This window comes from Pleomorphomonas carboxyditropha (assembly GCF_002770725.1).
Classification (GTDB): domain Bacteria; phylum Pseudomonadota; class Alphaproteobacteria; order Rhizobiales; family Pleomorphomonadaceae; genus Pleomorphomonas; species Pleomorphomonas carboxyditropha.
On the sequence record NZ_NQVN01000016.1, the window covers coordinates 56,281 to 79,043 of the forward strand.

Annotated in this window: 18 protein-coding genes and 1 pseudogene; 7 read left to right on the plus strand and 12 right to left on the minus strand. The window is 60.6% G+C overall.

The genetic code is table 11. The annotated features are described in order from the left end of the window. Positions 1-10: 10 nt before the first annotated feature. Genes CJ014_RS19350 through traI form a run of 4 tightly spaced genes read right to left on the minus strand, consistent with a single transcriptional unit; the run spans position 11 to position 2,289 of the window. Positions 11-310: a conjugal transfer protein TrbD gene (locus CJ014_RS19350; protein ID WP_100082139.1), complete on the minus strand. Its 300-nt coding sequence runs from the start codon at positions 308-310 to the stop codon at positions 11-13. After that, entirely contained in the window at positions 310-681 is a 372-nt protein-coding gene (locus tag CJ014_RS19355; RefSeq protein ID WP_100082140.1) for a TrbC/VirB2 family protein, read from the minus strand. The genes CJ014_RS19350 and CJ014_RS19355 overlap by 1 nt, the downstream gene beginning before the upstream one ends. Beyond that, the gene (gene trbB, locus CJ014_RS19360) at positions 671-1,639 is read right to left on the minus strand and encodes a P-type conjugative transfer ATPase TrbB (RefSeq protein WP_100082141.1); all 969 of its coding nucleotides are present in this window, start codon (positions 1,637-1,639) and stop codon (positions 671-673) included. The genes CJ014_RS19355 and trbB overlap by 11 nt, the downstream gene beginning before the upstream one ends. 14 nt (positions 1,640-1,653) lie before the next feature. Further along, positions 1,654-2,289 (minus strand): acyl-homoserine-lactone synthase, encoded by a 636-nt coding sequence (gene traI / locus CJ014_RS19365; RefSeq protein WP_100082142.1) that lies wholly within the window; start codon positions 2,287-2,289, stop codon positions 1,654-1,656. Positions 2,290-2,603: 314 nt separating this feature from the next. On the opposite strand from traI, the gene repA reads away from it, so the two are divergent. From repA to CJ014_RS19395, 5 genes are all read left to right on the plus strand, one after another. Beyond that, complete coding sequence (gene repA, locus CJ014_RS19370) at positions 2,604-3,815, plus strand: plasmid partitioning protein RepA (RefSeq protein WP_100082143.1); 1,212 nt, start codon at positions 2,604-2,606, stop codon at positions 3,813-3,815. Then, complete coding sequence (repB, locus tag CJ014_RS19375) at positions 3,812-4,900, plus strand: plasmid partitioning protein RepB (protein WP_100082144.1); 1,089 nt, start codon at positions 3,812-3,814, stop codon at positions 4,898-4,900. The genes repA and repB overlap by 4 nt, the downstream gene beginning before the upstream one ends. Before the next feature lie 163 nt (positions 4,901-5,063). Next, positions 5,064-6,284 (plus strand): plasmid replication protein RepC, encoded by a 1,221-nt coding sequence (repC, locus tag CJ014_RS19380; protein WP_100082145.1) that lies wholly within the window; start codon positions 5,064-5,066, stop codon positions 6,282-6,284. A gap of 511 nt (positions 6,285-6,795) precedes the next feature. Beyond that, positions 6,796-6,981, plus strand: a complete 186-nt coding sequence (locus CJ014_RS19385) for a hypothetical protein (RefSeq protein WP_100082200.1) — start codon at positions 6,796-6,798, stop codon at positions 6,979-6,981. A gap of 206 nt (positions 6,982-7,187) precedes the next feature. Next, entirely contained in the window at positions 7,188-8,096 is a 909-nt protein-coding gene (locus CJ014_RS19395; protein WP_100082146.1) for a DUF3991 and toprim domain-containing protein, read from the plus strand. 29 nt (positions 8,097-8,125) lie between these two features. Here the strand turns inward: CJ014_RS19395 and CJ014_RS19400 are convergent, their stop codons facing one another. Both CJ014_RS19400 and CJ014_RS19405 read right to left on the minus strand, forming a co-directional pair. Then, positions 8,126-8,569: a type II toxin-antitoxin system VapC family toxin gene (locus CJ014_RS19400; RefSeq protein WP_100082147.1), complete on the minus strand. Its 444-nt coding sequence runs from the start codon at positions 8,567-8,569 to the stop codon at positions 8,126-8,128. Then, a complete protein-coding gene (locus CJ014_RS19405) occupies positions 8,566-8,805 on the minus strand; it encodes a FitA-like ribbon-helix-helix domain-containing protein (protein WP_100082148.1) in 240 nt (79 codons plus the stop codon). Before CJ014_RS19405 ends, CJ014_RS19400 begins: the two co-directional genes overlap by 4 nt. Positions 8,806-9,067: 262 nt before the next feature. Here CJ014_RS19405 and CJ014_RS19410 point away from each other — a divergent pair, with 262 nt between their 5' ends. After that, complete coding sequence (locus tag CJ014_RS19410) at positions 9,068-9,673, plus strand: DUF1419 domain-containing protein (protein ID WP_100082149.1); 606 nt, start codon at positions 9,068-9,070, stop codon at positions 9,671-9,673. A gap of 154 nt (positions 9,674-9,827) precedes the next feature. Next, positions 9,828-14,966 carry a helicase-related protein gene (locus CJ014_RS19415; protein WP_100082150.1) on the plus strand — a complete coding sequence of 1,713 codons (5,139 nt, stop codon included), beginning with the start codon at positions 9,828-9,830 and terminating at the stop codon, positions 14,964-14,966. 126 nt (positions 14,967-15,092) lie between these two features. Here the strand turns inward: CJ014_RS19415 and CJ014_RS19420 are convergent, their stop codons facing one another. From CJ014_RS19420 to CJ014_RS19445, 6 genes and pseudogenes are all read right to left on the minus strand, one after another. Then, positions 15,093-15,923 (minus strand): hypothetical protein, encoded by an 831-nt coding sequence (locus CJ014_RS19420; protein ID WP_100082151.1) that lies wholly within the window; start codon positions 15,921-15,923, stop codon positions 15,093-15,095. 196 nt (positions 15,924-16,119) lie between these two features. After that, positions 16,120-17,739, minus strand: a complete 1,620-nt coding sequence (locus CJ014_RS19425; protein ID WP_100082152.1) for a response regulator receiver domain — start codon at positions 17,737-17,739, stop codon at positions 16,120-16,122. A 21-nt stretch (positions 17,740-17,760) separates the two neighbouring features. After that, positions 17,761-20,745 (minus strand): ATP-binding protein, encoded by a 2,985-nt coding sequence (locus CJ014_RS19430; protein WP_100082153.1) that lies wholly within the window; start codon positions 20,743-20,745, stop codon positions 17,761-17,763. Further along, positions 20,732-21,175 carry a very short patch repair endonuclease gene (locus tag CJ014_RS19435; RefSeq protein ID WP_118847934.1) on the minus strand — a complete coding sequence of 148 codons (444 nt, stop codon included), beginning with the start codon at positions 21,173-21,175 and terminating at the stop codon, positions 20,732-20,734. The genes CJ014_RS19430 and CJ014_RS19435 overlap by 14 nt, the downstream gene beginning before the upstream one ends. Beyond that, positions 21,175-22,209, minus strand: a complete 1,035-nt coding sequence (locus tag CJ014_RS19440) for a DNA cytosine methyltransferase (protein WP_100082155.1) — start codon at positions 22,207-22,209, stop codon at positions 21,175-21,177. Before CJ014_RS19440 ends, CJ014_RS19435 begins: the two co-directional genes overlap by 1 nt. Before the next feature lie 110 nt (positions 22,210-22,319). After that, a pseudogene (locus tag CJ014_RS19445) lies at positions 22,320-22,610 on the minus strand (IS5/IS1182 family transposase); the annotation flags it as partial. Between the last annotated feature and the right edge of the window lie 153 nt (positions 22,611-22,763).

The following is a 22,763-nucleotide window of genomic DNA, read 5'->3' on the forward strand; positions in this document are numbered from 1 at the left end:
GACGGATCCCTCAAGCGCGCCGCCAGGGCGACGATGTCGTGCGATAGTGCGAGCGGTAGGTGATGTGGCGCAGATAGACGCGCCGCATCAGCGGATCTGCCTTGGCCATCATGCGCAGAAGGCCGACGATCACCGTCCAGACGGCGAGACCGAAGAGAGCCGAGATCCAGGTCAGCACGACGAAGATCAGGATGATCGAGGCAAGACCCGTGACGAGCACCAGTTCGCGGTCGGCCCCCATCAGGAGATTTGGCCGCGACAGGGCTCGATGGATGCGGGTGCGTTGGAGGGATGAGCCAAGGTCAGCCATCAGCGCTCAACCCCTGCCCTGTCGGACGCCGGCGTGCTCTCGTCCCCTGCGATGCCGATCGAGGCTCCCGTGGCACCGAACAGCGCGACGATCTGGGTGGCACCGAGCAGGATGCCGGCGACAAGCACGACATACATGAGCCGTCGCGCGAAATCGTTGAGTTCGCCGCCGAAGATAAGCATGCCGCCAGCGACCGCGACAGCGGCGAGCGCAATGAAGCCGGCGACTGGTCCGGTGATCGATTGCTGGATCTGCTGGAGCGGTCCCTCCCAAGGTAGACTGCCGCCAGACGAGGCGAAGGCCGGGTGGCTGAGTGCTGCCCCGACGACGGAAGCAAGGACCATGCGGGCAAGGAGGGCTTTACGCGACATGGGCGCGGTCCTTTTGTGCGTAGGATTCGATCTGGTAGCGGCCGCTGGAGAAACTCTCGACGTGAAGGACGTCCCTGACGATGCGGCCCTTCGGCGTTCGCTCGATGGAGACGATCAGGTCGACGGCTTCGCCAATGACGTCCTGCATTGGCTGCTGGCTTGCTTCGGCCGTCAGCTGTTCGAGCCGGCGTAGTGCTGATTCCGCTGAGTTGGCATGGATAGTGGCGACACCGCCCGGGTGTCCGGTGTTCCAGGCCTTGAGGAGGGTGAGTGCCGCGCCGTCGCGGACTTCACCGACGATGATCCGGTCGGGTCTCAATCGCATGGTGCTTTTGAGGAGGCGCGCCATGTCCACGGTGTCCGAGGTGTGCAGCGCCACAACATTGTCGCCGCCGCACTGGATCTCGGCGGTGTCCTCAAGGACAAGCAGGCGATCTTCGGGTGCTGTGTCCGCGATCTCGGCGATCACGGCATTGGCCAGCGTCGTCTTGCCTGATCCCGTCCCCCCGGAGATGACGATGTTGAGTTTCGATGCCACCGCATTGCGGATAATGTCGGCCTGAGCGGCGGTCATTACTCTGCCGCTCACATAATCGGCGAGCGGTATCAGCCTTGATGCCCTGCGACGGATGGTGAAGGTTGGCCCACCCACGACGGGCGGCAATAGTCCTTCAAATCGATGACCGCCGATTGGCAACTCGCCCGAGATGATCGGCTGCTCGTCATCTGCCTCCGAGTTCAGAGCGTGGGCAACACTGCCGATGACGATTTCGGCGGTGGCCGCCGTCATCTCGCCGGCTGGAGCAATGCCGTGGCCGAGCCGTTCGATGAAGAGCTTACCATCGGGGTTGAGCATAATTTCGACGACGGTCGGATCGTCGAGAGCGATACAGAGCTGGTCGCCGAGCGCGTCCTGGAGCTTGCGCACCAGACGGGGGTGGGAGCGGAGCTGGGTCATGGACTCTGTCCCGTTTAAGCTGCTTGCCGCGCCGGCCGGACGATCGGCGAATAGTCCGCTGGCCTAACGACCGCAAAGCTAGTCCTGTCGGTCGGCAGCAAGCCCACCACGGCCTTTGTATTGCCGATGGGTTTGGGTTCGCCAATCCGCGCCATCGGCCAACCGGCCCGCCGCAGGATCCGCTCGATCCGAAGGTCCGTCGCCGTGATCAGCTCGCCGTAGCCATTGGCCATCGACCATTCGATGATGGCGGCAAACAGGGTCCAGGTCGCGCTGTGCAATGCTTGGCCCTGCTCGCCAGGCTCGTATGCAGTGGTGACCGAGGTGTCGACGCAAAAGCGCGAACTCTCGATCATGCCGGCATGCGGCCGGAACAGTCCCTGCCCTCTCAACTCCGGGAAGAGCACGGACAGGAGCGTCGGTCCCGTCGCTGGCAGGAGACGAACTGTACCAACCACCGTTTCCCGCGCATCGACGACAAGAATGTAGGTCGGCTGGCAGAGGTCGAACTCGTCGTGCTCGCGCCCGTCGCGAACCTTCACGTCCCAGTTCAGGCGGTCATGAAAGACCCGTGCTCGCAACTGATGCATCCGGTCGAGAATGGCCGCCTGGGACCGATAATGCTCAGGAGAAATCGCGATCGCTCGCATGTTTCTGGCTCCGAATCTAGCAATTGAGGAGCGCAAGAAGCCATGTCTGGGGTGGCGTGACGACTAATGAAAGTATGAGTGCTTGGGGGCTTGGCTGTGGACTAGACTAGGTCCCGAGTCGGAGATACGGGGCGGCTGCGGGCCATGAGCCAGCAGGGAAAGCCATTATGCACACTCGGTTCTGAGAGGCTGATGCCATCCAAGGGGTCATTAGGATTTCGTTAACCCAATATTCCTTTACGGAATCGGGGAATCGTGTTCATTCTGACGGCAATGAAGCGCTTGAGGGCGTAAATACCGTTGGAGGCCACGGAATGGCGTCGAAAGCCGCCCCGCTCCCCACTTCGAATGAAGTGCCCCAGCAAATGGGTTTCGACCGCCTTGCCGAGGTGCTTTCGTCACGCATCTCCAAGATGCGGCAGAAGATTTATGCGCCCGATGCGCGGAAGCAGCTTCGCAAATTCAGTTCCGGTGAGGCTTCGAAGCTTCTGGGGATCAGCGACTCTCATCTCAGGCAGCTTAGCATAGATGGCATTGGTCCCCAGCCAGAGCTTGGTGCTGGCGGCAAGAGGCTGTACTCGCTTGCGGATATAAACGTTCTTCGGCAGCATTTCGCTGGAACGCGTCCTAAGAACGCGCTTCAGGTGTTCCCACGTCGCCGGCCGGGAGAGAAGTTGCAGGTGATCGCCTGCGCCTCGTTTAAGGGCGGTTCCGGCAAAACGACGACGAGTGCGACGGCGGCGCATTACTTGGCGCTGCGCGGCTACCGGGTGCTGGCTATCGACCTCGACCCGCAAGGATCCATGACGGCCATTTTCGGCATTCAGCCCGAGACAGATCTTGGTGACAACGAGAGCCTCTACGGCGCGATCCGTTACGATGACGATCGCCGCGATATCCGAGACGTAATCCGCGAGACCTATTTCGAAGGCATTGATCTCATTCCGGGTGCCATTGAGCTCCAGGAGTGGGAGCATGAAGTTCCCGTTGCCATGCAGCAGCGCGGAACGTCTCCGTTTTTCCGCCGGATCGCCGAAGTGCTAGCCGAGGTCGAGGACGACTACGACGTCGTCGTGCTCGATTGCCCTCCTCAGCTCGGCTTTCTGACGCTCTCCGCTTTGACGGCCGCCACGGGGGTTCTGATCCCGGTATTCCCCCACATGCTGGACGTAATGAGTTTGTCGGCCTTCCTTCTAATGGCTTCGGACCTGCTCAACGTTGTAGAGAAGCGCGGAGGTGCGTTCCAACGCGATTGGATCAACTTCCTGATCACCAGGCACAACCCGAATGACGCAACGGAGGTCGATATTGTCTCCTTGCTCCGTTCGCTCTTCAAGCAGCAAGTACTGACGCGCCCGGCCGTCCAGTCGGCAGCCATTTCGAGCGCTGGTCTCTTTCGTCGGACGATCTATGAAATCGATCGCGGCGATGTCGGCCGTGGCACCTACGACCGCGCCCTAGAGTCGATGAACGGAGTTTGCGAGGAAATCGAGAGCCTGCTCACTAAGTCCTGGGGTCGCACATGAGCAAGCAGCGTGATCGCAGCCGGGGGATTCTCGGGCTGATTGACGACGATGAAGATGTCTCTGGTGCCCCCTCGCCGGCCGATAAGGCCGACGCATCAACGCGGGCGCTAAAGCACATGCCCTCCGGCAGCATCAAAACGCTGGAGAGTACGCTGACGAGGGCTGAACGCGAAGCCGAAGAGCTTCGCAGGCTGGTCGCGTCCGGTGCGCAGGTCATCGAGCTCGATGTGAGCCTCGTGCAGCCTTCTCCCCATGCTGACCGCATGGAAGATGACAGTGCCGAGGCGTTCGACACACTAAAGGCGTCGATTGCCGAGAATGGGCAACAGGTACCGATCCTGGTTCGACCCCACCCGACTGATCCGGACCGCTACGAAGCTGCCTACGGCCATCGGCGGCTTCGAGCTGCGGCTGATCTCGGGCTAACGGTTCGTGCCGTTGTTAAGCCCCTGACAGACGAACAACTGGTACTCGCCCAGGGCATCGAAAACTCGGCTCGGCAGGACCTTTCCTGGATCGAGCAAGCTGTCTTTGCGTTGAAGCTGGGTGAGCGTGGTTTCCCGCAGCGGGCAATTGCAGCGGCTCTTTCCATTCAGCGTCAGAACGCGAACCAAATGATCTCGGCGGCGCGGAAGATCCCGGCTGACATCATTCACGCTATCGGGCGTGCGCCCAAGGTCGGCCGACCGAGATGGCTGGAACTGGCTGACCGGCTGGCGAATGGTGTTTCGCCCTCTGTTCGCTCTGTCCTCTCCGCTCCGGCTTTTTCCTCGCTCCCTTCGGACGAGCGCTTCGAGGCCCTCCTGATGGCCGCCACGCCAGATACCGAGGTATCCCGGCCGGCGCATGTGCCGCGGTTGTCCGCAGCCACGCTGTCCCTACCGGGCGGCCGTACGGTGGGGTCGTTCGTTCGCGGCGCTAAGGCGGCGACGCTAAAACTTGAGGACGTGGATTTCGGAACTTGGCTTGCCGAGCGCGTACCCGCGCTACATGCCGAGTTCTCAGCTCAAACCGGGGCCCCAACGTGGAACCCAGAATCAGCTAGTGTTTCCGGCACATCGGTCGGCAATACCCCAGAGGAGTGATACGGACAAAGGAAAAGGGGCCACCAACGTTTCCGCCGGAAGCCCCGTCTCTGATGTGTAGCAACGACAGAGATAACTGCTCCCGGACATAGTCGTCAAGACCTCGGAACGCCCAAATGGGTGATCCCTCTAACTTTGTCTTCGCACGAGAGGACAAGGAACGGTGAATCATATCTCTAGCGCCCCCTTCGGGGGACGCCTGACGGTCGCGCAAGCGGTCGTACAGGCAACGGCTGTGGCGTGTCCGCAAGAAGCGAAAGCCTCAAAATGGGCCGTCCTGCGGTCGATTTCCGATGCCCGCACGCGGCTAGGTGTCTCTGACCGTGCTGTGGCGGTGCTTCATGCCATGCTGTCATTTGTTCAAGGCGATGAGCTCAAGGTTGGAGAGGTCGTGTTCCCATCGAATGCCACGCTTTCTGCCCGTGCGCATGGGATGGCCGCGCCGACGCTCCGGAGGCATATCGCCCAGCTCGTCGAGAGAGGGCTCATCATCCGGCGCGACAGTCCAAACGGGAAGCGGTATGCCCGAAAGGGTGATGACGGCACGATTGCCCTCGCCTTCGGGTTTGAACTCACGCCGCTTGTCGTCAGAGCGACCGAACTCGAGCGCATGGCTGCCGAAATGGCCCGTGACCGCAGGCTTCTCAAGGAGACGAGAGAAAAGGTTACGTTGCTGCGGAGAGATATTGTTGGGACGATCGAGTGCCTTGTCAACGAGGGCGCTGCGGTGACCCTGCAGCCTGTTCCTTCCGCCCCCTCACGAACGGCCTCACTCGCGGAGCTTGAAGATTTGGCCTTCGATCTCGGCATGTTGAAGGCGGAAGCTGATAAGGCACTGGCCGTTCTTGTTAATTCCAAGAATCCGAGCGGCAATGAGACTCATAGTGAGCGTCACATACAGGATTCAAATCCACAATTTCTTGAATCTGAACTGCCCCAGGAAAAGGTGCAGGCGACTGGGCCAGAGACCAAGCCTGAGATGAATGAGCCTTCGCTCACCGCAGGGCAAAGCTCGCATCCCAACGCACCGCCGAGGATCGATCTTCCCGCCGTGCTTGCGGCATGTCCGAATTTGCGTGATTGGACCACAGGCAAGGTTCGGTCGTGGGAAGACTTGGTGCGAGCGGCCGAAGCCGTCCGCCCTGCCCTCGGCATCTCGCCGGATGCCTGGGAGGAAGCAGTCGGAAGCATGGGCGAAAGCGGAGCGGCCGTGACGGTGGTGACCATTCTGCAGCGGGCGGAATCCATCGCTTCGCCGGGTGGCTACTTGCGAAGCCTTTCATCAAAGGCTCGAAGTGGGCAGTTCTCGCCTGGCCCTATCGTGGTGTCACTGCTACGGCAGAGGGCGAAAGCGCAGATGGCGTATGACGGGTATCATGCGTAAATGGTTCCGCTTCCGGGGTGTCTCAGTTGAGACACCTAACTCGGTGTCGGGCTAAACAAGGCAGCATCTCTGCAAGAGGTGTCTCAACTGAGACACTAATTCATTCAAACGGCGCTGGACTTCGGCTGTCTCAGGATGAGTAGGGCGTTCGGAAAGGCAGGCTTCTGTTGCGGACTGGCGCCAACGGCAGCAGGTCGGACGAGCGGCGTGTCGCCGCCGGACTTCAAGTTTATTCCGCCAGTGAGATGATGCTGGCAAGCGCCAGCTTGTTTCCAGTTCAGTTCTTGTTGTCTTGCTGTTCAAGGAGCGTCCTGCGAGACCCGCCCAATCCCGCTCTTCATGCGATGGCGTCCTGAACTGATCCGGATCTTCTCCGATCAACCCGCTTCGGGGTCGGCTACGCCAGCGTGCCGTCGCTGCCGCTTTGCTTTCGCGATGACCGCGACCGATCTCAGTTCTTTCGGGGAGCCATCGAGCGGGAATTGGCCCGCTCCCGGTGGAGCCCTTCAAAATGTCACACGACCTCGCTGTTGCTCAACAACACGCCTTTCAGCTCGCCCGCATCTTGATGGTCCCGGTCACACTGTTCAAGTCAGGCTCGGAATACGGTGTTCTGCCGTCCACCGAACTCGATGCCGATGACGACTTGGATGTCATCAATGAGTTCGATCCGCACATGTTCCGGCCGGCTCATTGAGCCGGCATTGGTCTGCCTGGTGCCGCTTGCGGGCGGCGCTGGCCAAGGGAGGCTGCCGCCGCGCGCGATTTCACTCCCTATTTCGTTAGTTGCATCACTCGCGCCCTTGGCAAGGCTCGCCCTTCGCGGACTGACGGCCGTGTCGCGCGAAACGCGCGAAGATCCATGAACTCGAAAAGGGCAGGCGGGGTGCGTCTGGGAAGACCATGGAAGCAGGAGAAATCGAGGATCTCAAGGGGAGGGTGGAATGCTCTGCCGTGCTGGAGAAAGCAGGCTTTGCCATCGACATCAGGGAGAGCACCCTCCGGGCGATCAAGTTCCGCCGAGGCGACGACATCATCATCGTCATCCATGATGGCAAAGGTTGGTTTGACCCGTTATCGGACGCCAAGGGCGATGTGCTCTCCCTGATCCAGCATCTTGCAGGTATTTCGTTCAAAGGCGCGCTCGCCCTAGCCGCCGATCTTGTCGGGTTTACACCTCAGGAGCCGCGATGGGCGCGGCCGTTACGGTCGCGGGAAAACACGATGTCCTTGGCGGAGCGATGGCGGGTGCGTCGGCCGCCCTGGCGCGGCTCGGCGACATGGAGCTACCTCCGGGACATCAGGGGAATCTCCGAGCAAGTTCTCCGTGTGGCGATGGATCAGAATGTGCTGCGAGAGGGGCCACACGGCAGCATGTGGGCGGCCCATGTCGACGAGAAAGGGACCGTGACCGGCTGGGAGGAGCGCGGACCGGACTGGCGGGGCTTCGCCAACGGCGGGGCCAAGACCCTGTTCAGACTCGGGGCGCTTGACGGCCTTCGGCTGCTGGTCACCGAGGCGGCGATTGATGCCATGAGCCTCGCTAGTCTCGAAGGCTTCCGTGAGGAAAGCCTTTATCTCAGCACTGGCGGCGGCTGGTCCCCCGCAACGGCGGCGTCCATACACTCACTGGCCAGTCGGCCGGGCACCCAGCTTGTCGCGACGACAGATGCCAATGCGCAAGGGGAAGCCTTTGCCGTTAGGTTGAGGGAAATTGCCGTCGCCGCGGGTTGTGACTGGCTCCGGCTCAAGCCTCCCGCAGAAGACTGGAATGATACTCTACGGATGCATGGTCTCCACCGCCGAAGATGACGACCGGCACGGCTCCGGTCTTGGTGCGCTCAGCGGATGGGCCGATCGGCATCCTCAAGGGCAAAGCACAATCCTGCAAGCTCCGACGAACCCCTTTGCGCGACCGTCGCCAGCAAGTGTTTGTCCGCGGTGACGAAGCGGAGCTTTTGCCGCAACGCGAGGGCCAGGTAGACGCAGTCATAGGCGGGATGGCCAAGCTCGATGGCAAGGCGCGTCGCCGCCTCGCCGAGGCCCTGCATGGACTGAAACGAGATGCCGGAACGCTCGATGAGGGCGATAGCAAGGGCGGCCTCGTTTGGCTCCAATTCCTTCCGCTGGACCTTCTTCCAAAGAATATTGGCGCACTCCGGCAGCAGGAGTTCCGGCGCGACAAAAGTGAAGGCCGAACGCAACCGGACGGCATCGTCGCCCCCGTCTTCGGAAATGACCCATTTCACGGCGACGCTTGCGTCGATAACCAGTGTTTCTCTCACCGTTCATCCCGCCCTTCGCGCTGGAGAAGCTCGGACGGGGTCTGTTTGCGCGAGGCAGTGAGCTGCCGCAGTTCGGCAGCCAGGTCATCGAAAGAGGGTTCCGGCTCGCTATCGAGAACCTGACGCAAGATGGCCCGGTGTTCAGCCTCAGCCGAGCGGCCGTGGCGCGCTGCGCGCAGCTTCAATTTCGAAATCAGATCTTCGTCGAGGTTACGGACGTGCAGGCTTCCGGCCATGGATCACCCCATTGCTAGCAATGCTATCATTATGGGTGAGAAATAGGGAAAAGCAAGGAGATGGGAATGGAGAGGAACGTCAGGCCTGCCGCATGTCCGCCGGTCGCGTCAAGGGTGAAGCTTCGCCCGGCTGGCGCCGGCCCTTGACCCGCCCGGACGGAGAGGCGGCGACGGGGAAGGGGTCACGAAGACCCGGAGAAAAAGGGATCGAATGAGCAATCCGCCGGGCTCGGTCAACCACCTTGAGCGAAGGAGTTCCCCCATGATCCCGTCCGACAACTTCCGTAAAATCTGGTTCGGATGCGCCGACCGGCCGCAGATGTTCCGCCTGTTCGATCGCCATGCCAAGCAACCAAGGCGGCTCGCGGCAGACGCAACCCCGCTCTATGCCGGCGAGTGGTTCGAGCTTGGCCAGAGCGAATGCGACTACATGCTCGACCTCCTGCCGCCGCTCTGGATGAGAGGAGGCATGTTCGCCCTGCGCGAGTTCATGATCGGGGCCGTCTCCAGCGTCTTCTTCACCATCTCGATCAACGACCGTGTCAGGCATTTTCACGGGTATTGCGATCTCTCCCAGCGCCAGGAAGCTGAGCGAATGCGGCAGGCCATCGTGACAAGGGAGTCTCGTCCGGAACGGGCAATGAGCGAGGTCGAGCGGCTCGAACACATCTGGAGCGATACCAGGGACGCCTATCGGGGCTATGCCGATGAGACTTGGCCCTTAGCGGTTCGAGGCGAGCGCTGGGTGATGGTCTATTCCAGCAAACCACAGGGCGATGCCAAGCTCCTGACCGATCTCACCGAGGCGGAGATTGTTGCCAAGCTGCCCATACACTACCGGCCTGTGAACCAGGCCCTCGCGGCGTGAAAATCACGGCGTGATGCGGGCGTGAAAATCACGGCCCTCCGATCGGACAGTCCTGACATTCGCCATTGCCCGAGTATTCGGCGTGGCGATGGCGCGCGTCTTCACATCTCACCCTCCGCTTTCTCATTCCTCGAGCTATCAGGAGCCTTTCGGCATGACCCAGGATGCCTCCTTCACCCTTGACCACTTTGGCAATCTCTCCGGTTTCGGGCAGGACGACTTGTCAGCGGGCTTTGGTCTTGGCGTTACCGTGCTCGCCGGCAGCGTCGTTGTCCAACCGGACAATGACGACGATCCCGATCCCGTTCCGCCCGCTCCGGGCGCCTGCCGTCCGGTCGGGGTGCCAACGACTGAACCTCGCACGCAGGGCGCGCCGGCCAATTTCCATCTCGACGAGGGAGACCGGGGTCTCGCTTCCGGCTGGAGGGAGAGGGCAGGGGCCAATGTCGCCATAATCGAACTTGCCAATGAGATCGCCCGTGATGGTCGCCCGGCGACACGTGGGGAACAAGCCAAGCTGATCCGCTTCACCGGCTTTGGAGCCTCAGAGCTCGCCAACGGCATGTTCCGCCGCCCCGGCGAAGAGAGATTTCGCGATGGCTGGGACGGACTCGGCAGTTCGCTCGAAAGCGCGGTCTCGGCCGGTGACTACGCCTCGCTGGCCCGCTCGACCCAATATGCGCACTTCACGCCGGAATTCATCATCCGGGCGATCTGGAAGGGCTTGCAGCGCCTCGGCTGGCGGGGAGGGCGGGTGCTGGAACCAGGCATCGGCACGGGGCTCTTTCCGGCACTGATGCCGGACAGCTTTCGTGACTGCTCCCTTGTTACCGGCGTCGAACTGGACCCTACGACCGCTCGCATTGTCCGGCTGTTGCAGCCGAGGGCGCGGATCTTGGAAGGGGATTTTGCGAGGACCAATCTCACGGAACACTTCGATCTTGCCATCGGCAATCCGCCGTTCTCGGACCGCATAGTGCGCTCGGATCGCGCTTATCGGTCATTGGGGCTGCGCCTTCACGACTATTTTCTCGCGCGGGCGATTGATCTTCTCAAGCCCGGCGCGCTCGCCGCTTTCGTCACCTCGCACGGTACGCTCGACAAGGCGGACAAGACGGCGAGGGAACAGATGGAGAACAGAGCCGATCTGGTCGCGGCGATCCGCCTGCCGGAGGGAAGCTTCCGGCAGGGGGCTGGAACCGATGTGGTCGTCGATATCCTGTTCTTTCGCAAGCGCCGGGGCGGTGACATCGAGGGAGATCGGTCCTGGCTCGATCTTACCGATGTTTGCTTCGATGCCGGCACCGACGGGGAGGGGAGGGGAGTGGTCTCCGTCAATGGTTGGTTCGCCCGCCACCCGGAGATGGTGCTCGGCACTCATGCGCTCGTGACCGGGCCATTCGGGGAGACCTACACTTGCCTGCCCAGGGCGGGCGAAAATCTGGAAGCCGCGCTTGATGCCGCCATCACACGTTTGCCGGAGAGACTCTACGACGGCGCACCCGACGTCATCGACCTCGAGGCCGAGTTCGCGGAAATGCCGTTGGCGACCATTCCCGGCGATACCTCCCATGTCCGCGAGGGCAGCTATGTCATGGATACCCGCCACGGCCTGATGCAGACCACCGACGGTGCGCCCGTTCCGGTGAAGGTGCGCAAGGGCAAGAGCGGCGATGGCATGCCCGAGAAATACGTCCGTATCATCGCCCGGCTCATTCCTGTCCGCGATGCCCTACGCGACATCCTGAAGTGCCAGGAAACCGACCGCCCCTGGAAAGACGCGCAGGTCCGCCTGCGCATCGCCTGGTCTTCCTTCGTGCGGGAGTTCGGGCCTATCAATCACACGACGGTTTCCATCGCCGAGCACGAAGCGAGCGGCGAGGTTCGCGAGAGCCATCGTCGTCCCAATATCCAGCCCTTCCTGGACGATCCCGATTGCTGGCTGGTCGCGTCGATCGAGGACTATGATCTTGAGACCGACACCGCGCGTCCCGGTCCGATCTTTTCCGAACGGGTGATCGCGCCGCCCGCGGCACCGACAATCACCTCCGCGGCTGACGCCCTTGCCGTCGTGCTCAACGAGCGCGGCCATGTTGATCTCGACCATATCGCCGAACTCCTGAACAGGGATGTGGACGATGTGCTCGCCGACCTCGGAGCATCCGTCTTCCGCGATCCGGCGAATGGCAATTGGCTGACGGCGGACTCCTATCTCTCGGGCCCGGTGCGCGACAAGCTGAAACTGGCCGAGGCCGTTGCCGAGCTCGACCCGTCCTTCCGGCGCAATGTTCTTGCCCTCCGCGATGTTCAGCCCGCCGATCTCGGCCCCGCCGACATTACCGCGCGGCTGGGTGCCCCGTGGATTCCGGCCGACGATGTGGTCCGCTTCGTCAAGGAAACCATGGATGCCGATATCCGTATCCACCATGTGCCGGAACTCGCCTCATGGACGGTGGACGCGCGACAGCTCGGGTACCTGGCCTCCGGCACGTCAGAATGGGGCACCGAGCGGCGCCATGCCGGGGAGCTGCTTGACGATGCGCTCAACAGCCGGGTGCCGCAGATTTTCGACACTGTCAGGGACGGCGACACGGAACGGCGGGTGCTCAACGTCATCGATACCGAGGCGGCCAAGGAAAAGCTCCAGAAAATCAAGGCTGCCTTCCAGAAATGGGTATGGACTGACCCAGATCGGACCGACCGGCTGGCGCGGATCTACAATGACCGCTTCAACAACATCGCGCCGCGCGCCTTCAATGGCGACCACCTGAAGCTTCCCGGCGCCAGCACGGCGTTCACGCTCTATCCGCACCAGAAGCGCGGCGTCTGGCGCATCATCGCGAGCGGTTCCACCTACCTTGCCCATGCCGTCGGCGCCGGCAAGACCATGACCATGGCAGCGGCCATCATGGAGCAACGCCGTCTCGGGTTGGTCGCCAAGGCCATGCTGGTCGTTCCCGGCCATTGCCTGGCGCAGGCCGCGCGCGAGTTCCTCGCGCTCTATCCCAATGCCCGCATTCTCGTTGCCGACGAAACGAATTTCTCCAAGGACAAGCGCCAGCGGTTCCTATCGCGGGCCGCGACCGCCACATGGGACGCGATCATCATCACGCATTCGGCGTTCCGCTTCATCTCGGTCCCCGCCGCCTTTGAGAAGCAGATGATCGAGGACGAACTCTCGCTCTATGAGGACCTGATGGGCCGGGTGGAGCGGGATGATCGCGTCTCGCGCAAGCGCCTCGAACGTTTGAAAGAGGGCCTGAAAGAACGGCTGGAGGCGCTCGCCACCCGGAAGGACGATCTCCTGACGATCTCCGAGCTCGGTATCGACCAGATCATCGTCGACGAGGCGCAGGAATTCAGAAAGCTCTCCTTTGCGACGAATATGGCGACCTTGAAGGGCGTCGATCCCAATGGATCGCAGCGCGCCTGGGATCTCTATGTCAAATCCCGGTTCCTGGAGGTGAAGAACCCCGGTCGTGCCCTGGTGCTCGCCTCCGGCACGCCGATCACCAACACGCTTGGAGAAATGTTCTCGGTCCAGCGTCTGATGGACCATGCGGCACTTGAGGCGCGCGGCCTGCATGAGTTCGACGCCTGGGCCTCGACCTTCGGCGACACGACGACGGAACTGGAGCTTCAGCCCTCTGGCAAATACAAGCCGGTCAGCCGTTTTGCGAGCTTCGTCAACGTCCCCGAACTGATCGCCCTGTTCCGCAGCTTCGCCGATGTGGTGCTGCCGGAAGATCTCAGGCGCTTGGTGAGGGTGCCGAACATTTCCACCGGGCGGCGACAGATTATCACCGCCAAGCCGACTGCTGCCTTCAAGCGATATCAGACGGTGCTCGATGCCCGCATCAAGGCGATTGAGGAGCGGGATCGGCCGGCCGAGCCCGGTGACGACATCCTGCTCTCCGTCATCACCGACGGCCGTCATGCCGCCATCGATCTCAGGCTCGTCGACGCGGACAATGACAATGAGCCGGAGAACAAGCTCAATCTCTTGATCGAGACCGCGCATCGCATCTGGCGGGAGACCGCCGAGAATACCTATCGACAGGCCGACGGGCGGGGTTTTGACCTTCCCGGCGCCGCGCAGATGATCTTTTCCGATCTCGGCACGATCAGTGTGGAGAAGAGCAGAGGGTTCTCCGCCTATCGCTGGATCCGTGGCGAACTCGTCCGGCAGGGTGTTCCCGACTCCGAGATCGCCTTCATGCAGGATTACAAGAAAGCCGAAGCGAAACAGCGTCTGTTCGCAGACGTCCGCGCCGGCAAGGTGCGCTTCCTGATCGGCTCGTCCGACACCATGGGCACCGGCGTCAACGCGCAGCTCCGGCTGAAAGCCCTCCACCACCTCGACGTGCCCTGGCTGCCCTCGCAGATCGAGCAGCGGGAAGGGCGCATTGTCCGGCAGGGCAATCAGAATGACGAGGTCGACATCTTCGCCTACGCGACGGAAGGTTCGCTCGACGCCACCATGTGGCAGAACAACGAGCGCAAGGCCCGCTTCATCGCCGCCGCTCTTTCCGGCGACACCTCCATCCGCCGGCTGGAAGATCTAGACGGGGGGCAGGCCAACCAGTTCGCCATGGCCAAGGCGATAGCCTCAGGCGATCAGCGCCTGATGCAGAAGGCGGGGCTCGAGGCCGACATCGCCCGGCTGGAACGCCTACAGGCCGCGCACCGCGATGACCAGTTCGCCATCCGTCGCCAGATGCGCGATGCCGAGCGCGACATCGAACACGCTACGCGGTGCATCGCGAACGTCGGCGAGGATATCGCCCGCCGCGTTCCGACGACGGGTGATGCCTTCCAGATGGTGGTCGCGGGCGAGCCTCACGCCGAACGCAAACTCGCCGGACGTGCGCTCATGAAGGAGATTATCACCCTCGTCCAGCTTCAGCACGCTGGCGAGACGGCGATCGCCTCGATCGTCGGCTTCGATCTCGTCTTCACGGGGCTCGCCGACGACACCCGGCGCTCCGGGGATTACCAGTACAGCACACATCTCGCCCGCACCGGTGCCGACCACGAGATCGACTTGCCGCTGACCGTCACACCACTCGGCGCCATCGCCCGCCTCGAACATGTCCTCAATGGGTTCGAAGGAGAGCACATGGCGCAACGCAACAAGCGCGATGAAGCAACCGCCCGCCTCGCGTCCTACCGCTCACGCGAAGGTGGAGTGTTCGCGTTCGCCGGGGAGCTGGAGGAGAAGTACAGGCGGTTGGAGGAGGTGGAGAGGGAGCTGATGGAGGAAGCCGTAACAGGGTTGAAACAGGTGGCGTGACAGGGGCGAAATGGCTGCTTTGCGCCAATGGCCGACATTCAGGCCGCCTCGGCGGTTTCCCTAAAGCTGCCGTTCCGCTCAGGACAGACGATGTCCCTGCGATACGCCAACTGTCCAGTGTACCGTTCAGGCAGCCGAGAAATAGTTTCGAAAGCTGACTATCGCGGCAACCAGGTTATGATGGGCCCACAATGCCTTGTCGTCTCTGGTCAGGAGGCCATCGAAGTAGGTAGCGTAGACCGCAAAACTCAGGTCGATGAAGTCGTTGCTCGCGCGATCAATCCGAATGACGGTCTGGCTGCCGCCTCGTATCCACCAGAGCAAGTACATGATGAGCCCAAGCCCAAAGCGGAAGAGATAGGTTCGCGAAATTTCCTCCTCGCTCAAACCTACCCTGAGCAACTCGTATTCCTTTGCCAATATCTCCCAGATCTGGATTGCGGCGTTAAAAATAGTGACGATCATCCGCTCGGTGTATTTGCCGCCCGTTCTGATGATCCTGATCTCGTCGCGGTCGAACAACTGCGCCTGCATCTCTGGGAAGGATTCGACGAAATCGACGGCGCCCTCAATCAACAATGGCTTCATAGTTCGGGCCCAGACCCAAAGAGCATCCAATTGGGCCTGGGCGTCTGCGTCCAGCGGAGCATCCGATCGAACCAGCGAGACGAAATGGCGGATGTCTCCAGGTGGCCCGTCCCATATCAGACGGCTCCGATCTTCGGCAACTTCTGGATCGAGCCGCGCAATATGGTTGCCGGCCCGGAGCAGAATGGTCTGATCCGGATGATCGCCCACAACAGAAAGGCCGTGCCGAACGCCGTCGAGGGACTCCTGCTTGTAGATCTCGTACCAAGCAAAATCGGGCAGAACGGCTAGGTTATCAGCTCTTGATCGAAGATATTGGCGCAGCTCATCCGATTGTAGCATGTTGCTGTCAATCACCCAGGCTTGCATTCCTAACACCCGCACCGGAAGGCCAATACGTTCAAGGAGCTAGCGGCGCGCCGCCGCCGCTCGCCAGTTGGTGGCAGGCTTGAGGGTAAATGCCACCGAGCCGCTTTGGAGAGTTGGTTCCCGCTTCGCGGGCCCTCCAATCAGCTATTCGGCTTCACCAAAATTCGAGGTTCGACTACAGCGTCTGCCTACCTCTTTATTTTCTCGCAGAACCTCCCAAACGCAACCACTCATATTCATCTATGCCGACACGAGCGAGCGATCCGGAAACATCGGTAGCTATTCGCTGTGCCTTCAGCGGATCGATGTCGCCCAGCCACCAATAAACATGGTCTATGGTGCTGGGGAAGCAGAACTTTCCGTCTTCGGATTCGGCATGTACTGTCTGCGAGGCGTCCGGCTTGAACTTGTCGTATAGCCGCGAGCCAGCTGAAGTACTGACGCGGACTATCACCCTCTTCTCTCCATCCCGGATAACTAGGTTCTCCGTCAACTTTGCGGGGTTCTTCGTGACCAACTCGATAAAGGGGAAATAGCGATCTTCCGTGATGCGAACCGTGTCACAAGCAGGCTGGACACACAGAAAATACCGGGTTTTCCTGCCAACCAACTTGACAACGCTGCCCAATGTCAGGGTCGGTAGCCATTCCTTTGGTAGCGAGTTAAAGCCGTCGGGTTCCCTGACGAATGTGGCGAAACGAGCGAAGTTCTGACTGAGTTCTTTTTCGACGTTGCCAACTTTCGTGGGGTCATCTTTGCTGGCCGGCAAGAATAGTGACTTGTGGGCACTGTCCAATTTACCGGATCCCTTAAGAACACTATCCCTAAGCTGGTCCTTAGTGGTCCCTGCGGCCTCCAGATGAGCGTCCGCATCCGGATAGCCGAAGCGCTCGTCGAACCAAGCCGTTAACTCTTCATCGCCGAGTGCGCCGCCCAGGTGCTTGGGTAATGATAACACCCCCTTTATCTGGAGGAGGAACAGGTTCATAGCGAACCCGCGAGCCTCGGTGTCGTGTCCGAGTAGCATGCGGTGGCCGACGAAGGCGGTATCGAGGCCGCTATCCAGGTTGGCTAGAATATGATGGGTGGCATCCCGTAACGCCGCAATACCGAGCAGCGCGAAGTTCGCCAGAAGGCCGTTGCTGTGCTTAGCAAATTCGGCGACCGCAAAGTCCGGCAGATCCTCTACCGTCATACCCACGTTCAACGACTTCTTTCGGACGAAGCGTACTCGGCAAGCCCCAATCATCAGAAGGGTATCGTCATTGGGATCTTCCACTGCGTCAAACTTGGCTTTGCGAAGATATTTGGCCAATGCCGTGCGCCGTTCTGCCAGCGGGTCGGCGCTTGTGTAAACAATGACCAGGCGAAGGCGACCATTAAGTTCGCGGTCCTCCGTCAGGATTTTTCCCAGGATCGACCGTGCCAGATTGTCCTGATTAGGGCGCAGATACCAGTCGATAATAATTATATCAGCAACGGTTGCAGCGCGTACTGCTCGGTCGACGACCTGATCGTCGTTATCCGATACCTCCGGCTTGAGAACGCCGCATACGATTCTCTTGTCGAGAAAGGCGTCTGCAAGTGGTTTGATTTGTACTTCGGCATCCCGTTCCGTCGCTTGCTGCGTAGAATCGGGCACGGTAACACCAGCTTGGGCCTGTTCTGGCATGCCTGCCGCGAAGGGCGGCTGCTCCAGTTCCCCTTCCGGAATCTTCACAGGCTGTTCGGCGATGATTTCGTCGTCAATGACTATGGCAGTCTTCAGAAATCGTTCAGTCGCCTTTAGCCCGTAATCTTTGAAGGTGAGTTTCACCGATGTGTCTTCCGAGCTCACTCAAAGTCCCCCTGCTCGCAGGATCATGTCATCGGGAACGGTCACCACGAACGTCGGCGAGACGTCTTCGGCGGCGCGTTCGAGAATGATGTCCATCCGCTCTTTGCGCAACGCATCACGCGACAGGTACAGTCCCATGCCCCTGCCTCCTGGTTTGTTGCTCGCACCGAACTCGAACATGGCTTCGGCGTTACGTGGATCAATGCCAGGGCCTGAGTTGGAAATCGTCATGCCAGCCGACGAGACACCCAAAGCGATAGTCTTGGGCTGATCACGCATCTCGCCCAGCCAGTAGATGGCGTTGTCCACTACGTTGGCGAACACTGGTAGGAGCGTTGACGGGAATGTGGTCACCGTCGTGACACGGAACTCACCGGACACGACCAGTTCGATACCGTGGCGTTCGAATCTCGGTCCGAAAACGGTCCGTAGGAACTCTTCGATCTCAGTACCGGACACCGGCACGCGGCGCCGCTGCAAGCGCCGGTTCAAGGGCACGAAGAGCTGCAGGTAGGATTCGAGATGTTCGAAACTAACCCGCAGGCTACTGTAGAGATCATCGAGGCCGCGATTACGGCTCGCCCATGGCTTGAGGGCATCAAGCCCTCTATTGATGTTGCGGACCTGCCCGGAGAACTCGTGCTGCACAAGACCGAGTGCCAGGCCGATCTGTGCAAGGTCGGCATATTGATCGACCCGCTCCTTAAGTTCGTCGTTCTCGCTCTCAAGCGCGGCTGTGACGTCCAGCAAATCGTGTTGGTTTGCCATTCCTTCCATTACCGAACGCAACTGTTCCCCCAAAGCATCCATCAACTGGGTAGAACGCTCGGCCAATCCTCGCACTTGGTCGATCAACCTGTCGCGCCGGTACTCAATTTCCTGTGGCGTCAGGGTGGCCACTTCCGTTTTGGCCAAATCGGATTTGACCGTCTCCACTTGATTGCTCAGGTCGGTCCAGGTGCGGTTAATCGTGGCACGGATCTCGCTGTCGAGCTTATCGAGCGTGGTGCTTACCTTCTTGCGGGCATCGCCGGCACTGGACAGGGCAAATTCGGATTCCCTCCTTACAGGTTCGTCCAACCGACGGCGGGGATCCACCTCAGTGGTGCCGTCGGTGAGTAACCCGTGAATACGGTCGGTGATCTCGGCCACCATTGGGTGGTAGTGGCCGGTTAGAAGTCGCTCGCGCTCACGTAAGTAAGCCTGGAAGTCCTGTTGCTGTCGTTTGTTCATGCCGAATTGCCGGGGCCGCGGGATGGATAGGCGATCCCTCAGGGCTTTGTTGGCAACGTTGAATTCGGCTTCTATCGTCAGCAGCCGGTCGCCGGCCGCGATGGGATTGGCGAGGGTGGCCAACCCGTCCAGCCTAGCCACGAAGATCGATCGTACTTCTTCACACGCCAGCTCGAACTCCCCGCTCCTGGTACTCTCGAAAAAACGCGAAAGGGCATCATTAAACGTGTCCTTGGCTGCTTTGACGCTTTTCGCGCGCTTCTGCAGTATCTCGTAGTCGCGTTGTTTGTTCTTCCGAATGGCGTCAAAGTCGGTGGAGACACGCGCCCTTTCGCGGAAGAAGTCGAAAGCGAGGCGTTCGAAGAGGCGCTCCAGCAACGACACCATCTGTCGATAGGCCCTGTTCTGTCTGAAGCCTTCCCGTCCGGCCTTTTCAACGAGATTGGCGTTGTGGCGGTGCGTCAGCCGGACGTCGCCGATCAGGCGCCGGTAGGAAAAGAACCAGTCCTGTGCCGAAAGCGTGCGCCGACGCTCGATGTTCAGCCAGTCCACGTCCGAATTGCCATAGGGAAGGATGCGAATGCCGTCACGATAGACATACAGTCCCCCGATGTTGTCCAGCTTGTCCCCGAGCATCTTCCACTCGTCGAGGGGCATGCGTGTGTCCTTGGCCTGCCCCTGTACGTATGCGAAGCTGATGTCGAAGGGGCCGCAGTCTACTCGGCCGGAAACATCATCCGGTGGCGCCAGAGTATAGTCGTGTTCGACCTGATCGTAGATCCTGACCGTGCCGCGGAAAGTTCCGTAGTCGTCGAAGCTGCCCCGGATGTGATGGTCAGCTGAAGCGAACTCGTCGGGGGTGAAGAAGGCCAACGGCCCGATGAGATCCTCGCTGGAGCCGTCCTTTCGATGCTCGACGAATTCGGCGACGATCGGCGGCGACATGTCTTCGCCGTGCATCGTGTTGCCGAAGCCGAGAAGGTACCGCTGGAGTGCGGAGGCACCCTTGCCTCCCAACTGGGTCAATGCAAGGTCCAGTCCGAGTTCGACGGATGTCGGCTTGATCAGGAAATGGGTACCGTATTCCTTGCCCAACATGGGGTCTCCGAGCGCAGCATATACCGGCCCCGGGTCGAACTGAAATTGTTCGAGTTCACGCTTGATCCTAAGCTGCTCATGCGGCTCTATCGCGTCGTCGATGGCCTGGAGATTGGCGAGGCTCGCATCAATTAGGGACTGGATGTGCATTGGCGTTGGTGGGGCGAATTCATCCAACTCCACGACCGGCACGTCGATGCGATCGAGATCGAGTCCTGGCTGTTCGAACAGCGACCAGTTAACAAGAGCGCAGACAGGACGGTGAAGGCCCTCCGGCCGGGCGGCGCGAGAGAAAACCAAAACTTGGGGGCCGATCACCGCGATTGCCAGCCGGCCAATACCCTTTTCCCCCAGCGAAGCCCTTCGCGGGAGTCCGTCCGGCCCGGTCCAGATCGACGCATTGGGGTCGTTCTGCCCAACCTTACTTTCAGTACCTAAGGTGAGCCATTTACTCTCTAGGTCGGCACGGGTCATGCCCAAGCCATTGTCCCTCAGCATGAAAAGGTCGTAAGCATGAATGTAGTCCACGCGAACACGGTTCGCGTAAGCGTCATGAGCATTTTTGAACAGTTCGTGAATCGCCGTGGGAATACCGGCAATCTGCTGGCGACCCAGCATGTCGACCGCTCGAGCGCGGACCTTAATCCTGGCCATCGACCTGCTCCCCGTTTGTCTTCTTCAGCTCCCGGGTAATCGCCATCATGACCGTGTCTGGCTCCTCATGCTCCCAAAAACGCATGACGCGCCAACCCCTAGCTTCCAACTCGGTCGTGGTTTCGCTGTCGCGTCGCTTGTTCTCTTCGATCTTATTCAACCACCAGCCACCGTTCGCTCTTGGCATCGACATGTGTTTGGCGCAGCCATGCCAAAAGCAGCCATCGAGAAATATCGCCAAGAGGTGACGGGGAAAGGCGATGTCGATCGACCGACGGGAATATCCCGGTACGGGGTAGTGCTTGCGGTATCGTATGCCGGCGGCAAATAGGAGGCGGCGCACGCGCAACTCAGGTCCCGTGTCGGTTACGCGTTGGCGGCTCATACGTTTGGCAACGCCGGCATTGCTTGCTGTCGGCTTTTCAAGCATCAATCGACGCCGATGGCGAGTGCTGCCTCGAAGGCCGGAACGAATGCCTCGATCATGGCTGGTGGCACGGCATTGCCTATTTGTCTGGAAATCTGTGCGGGCTGTCCGACGAACTGGTAGTCATCGGGGAAAGTCTGAAGCCTAGCAGCTTCGCGCATGGTGATCGCGCGGTCCTGATCGGGATGTCCGAAGCGCCCGCGCGTAAGGTCCGTGCAGCCCGTGGTGAGGGTGGGCGCGACCGACTTCCAGGCCATTCTTCCGTAGACATCGGAAAACGACGTCGGCTTGCCCTTATGGCATTGCAATACGAGGTGGGCGGGCAAGCTGCTACGGCTGCCGCCGTTACGGGGAATGTGCTTGAGGCGCTCCACCGCTATCGGCAGGTGGGTCCGGGCACGATGAAGCGGATCGGTTTCGCTTGCGTCGCCGGACGCCAGTGGCGGCAAGTCGGCAATGGCCGAGTACACCGTTCGAGGATCCTGGCGCACGTCGGCACTAGAAAAGGCGGCGACGGCGGCTTCGGATTTGGCCGCCAGCATTATGCACCTGCGTCGACGCTGGGGGACTCCAAAATCGGCAGCATCGCGAACCATCGGCTCGGACACGGCATAACCGAGCTCCCTGAGTCCGGCATGCACTGCGGTAACTATTTCCCTGTAGGCAGATGACGCCAGGCCCGGAACATTCTCGAAGAAGATTAGGGACGGGCGCAACTTTGCGACCACGGCTAGGGCGCGCACGATAAGCTGTTCGCGCGTATCGTTGCCGCGATGCCGATTTTGGCTGCTGAAGGGCTGGCAAGGTGCGCAGATCACCACCAGGTCGACCATCCCGTTGGCCGCTGCGGCAATGGCGTCAATCGTTGCATTAAGCTGAATATCGCCTTCGACCAGGTGAGTTTCAGGATGATTGGCCCGATAAGTAGCCGCCGCCGCCGGATCACTGTCGCACGCGGCGACGACCCGCCAACCAGCCGACCTCAGGCCTTGGCTCACCCCTCCCGAGCCGCAAAACAGATCTACCGCATTGTACATTTTAGCATTGATTATTCGAGACGCGATACCACTCACAATATCTGGGACGAGTTAACAAGAATAGGTGTCAAGCTGATTTTTCCCTGCCCTAGAGTCCATGCCGAAACGGGTCATGAAAGCCGTGCGACGCGTCTGACGAGGATCATGACGGCGGCCGCGTAGAGGAATGCGGTGGCGGATTCGATTGTTGCCTCGGCGTCCTTCCAGAGGCGCCGGTTGCGACTGATCCAGGCGAAGAACGGTTCGACGACCCAGCGGCTCGACTGGACTGCGGAGCCAGTCTGCTCGGGCTCTCGCTTTGCGATCTCGGCGGTGATGGAAGTGACTTTGGCGACGCGCAGGCCTTGATATCCTGTGTCGACGAAGACCTTGCGGATGAAGGGGAACGGTCGCCGCGATAAGGCGGTCGCTCGACCCTGGGGCCGACAGGATGTCTTTGGGTAGGATGTCATCACTTTTCTCAGTCGTTCGACACAGGGCGCTCGCCACTTCGATTGTCAGCTATCGGTCGGCCATGCCCAACTGCTGTCGTTCAGCATCCGGCCCAATCTTGG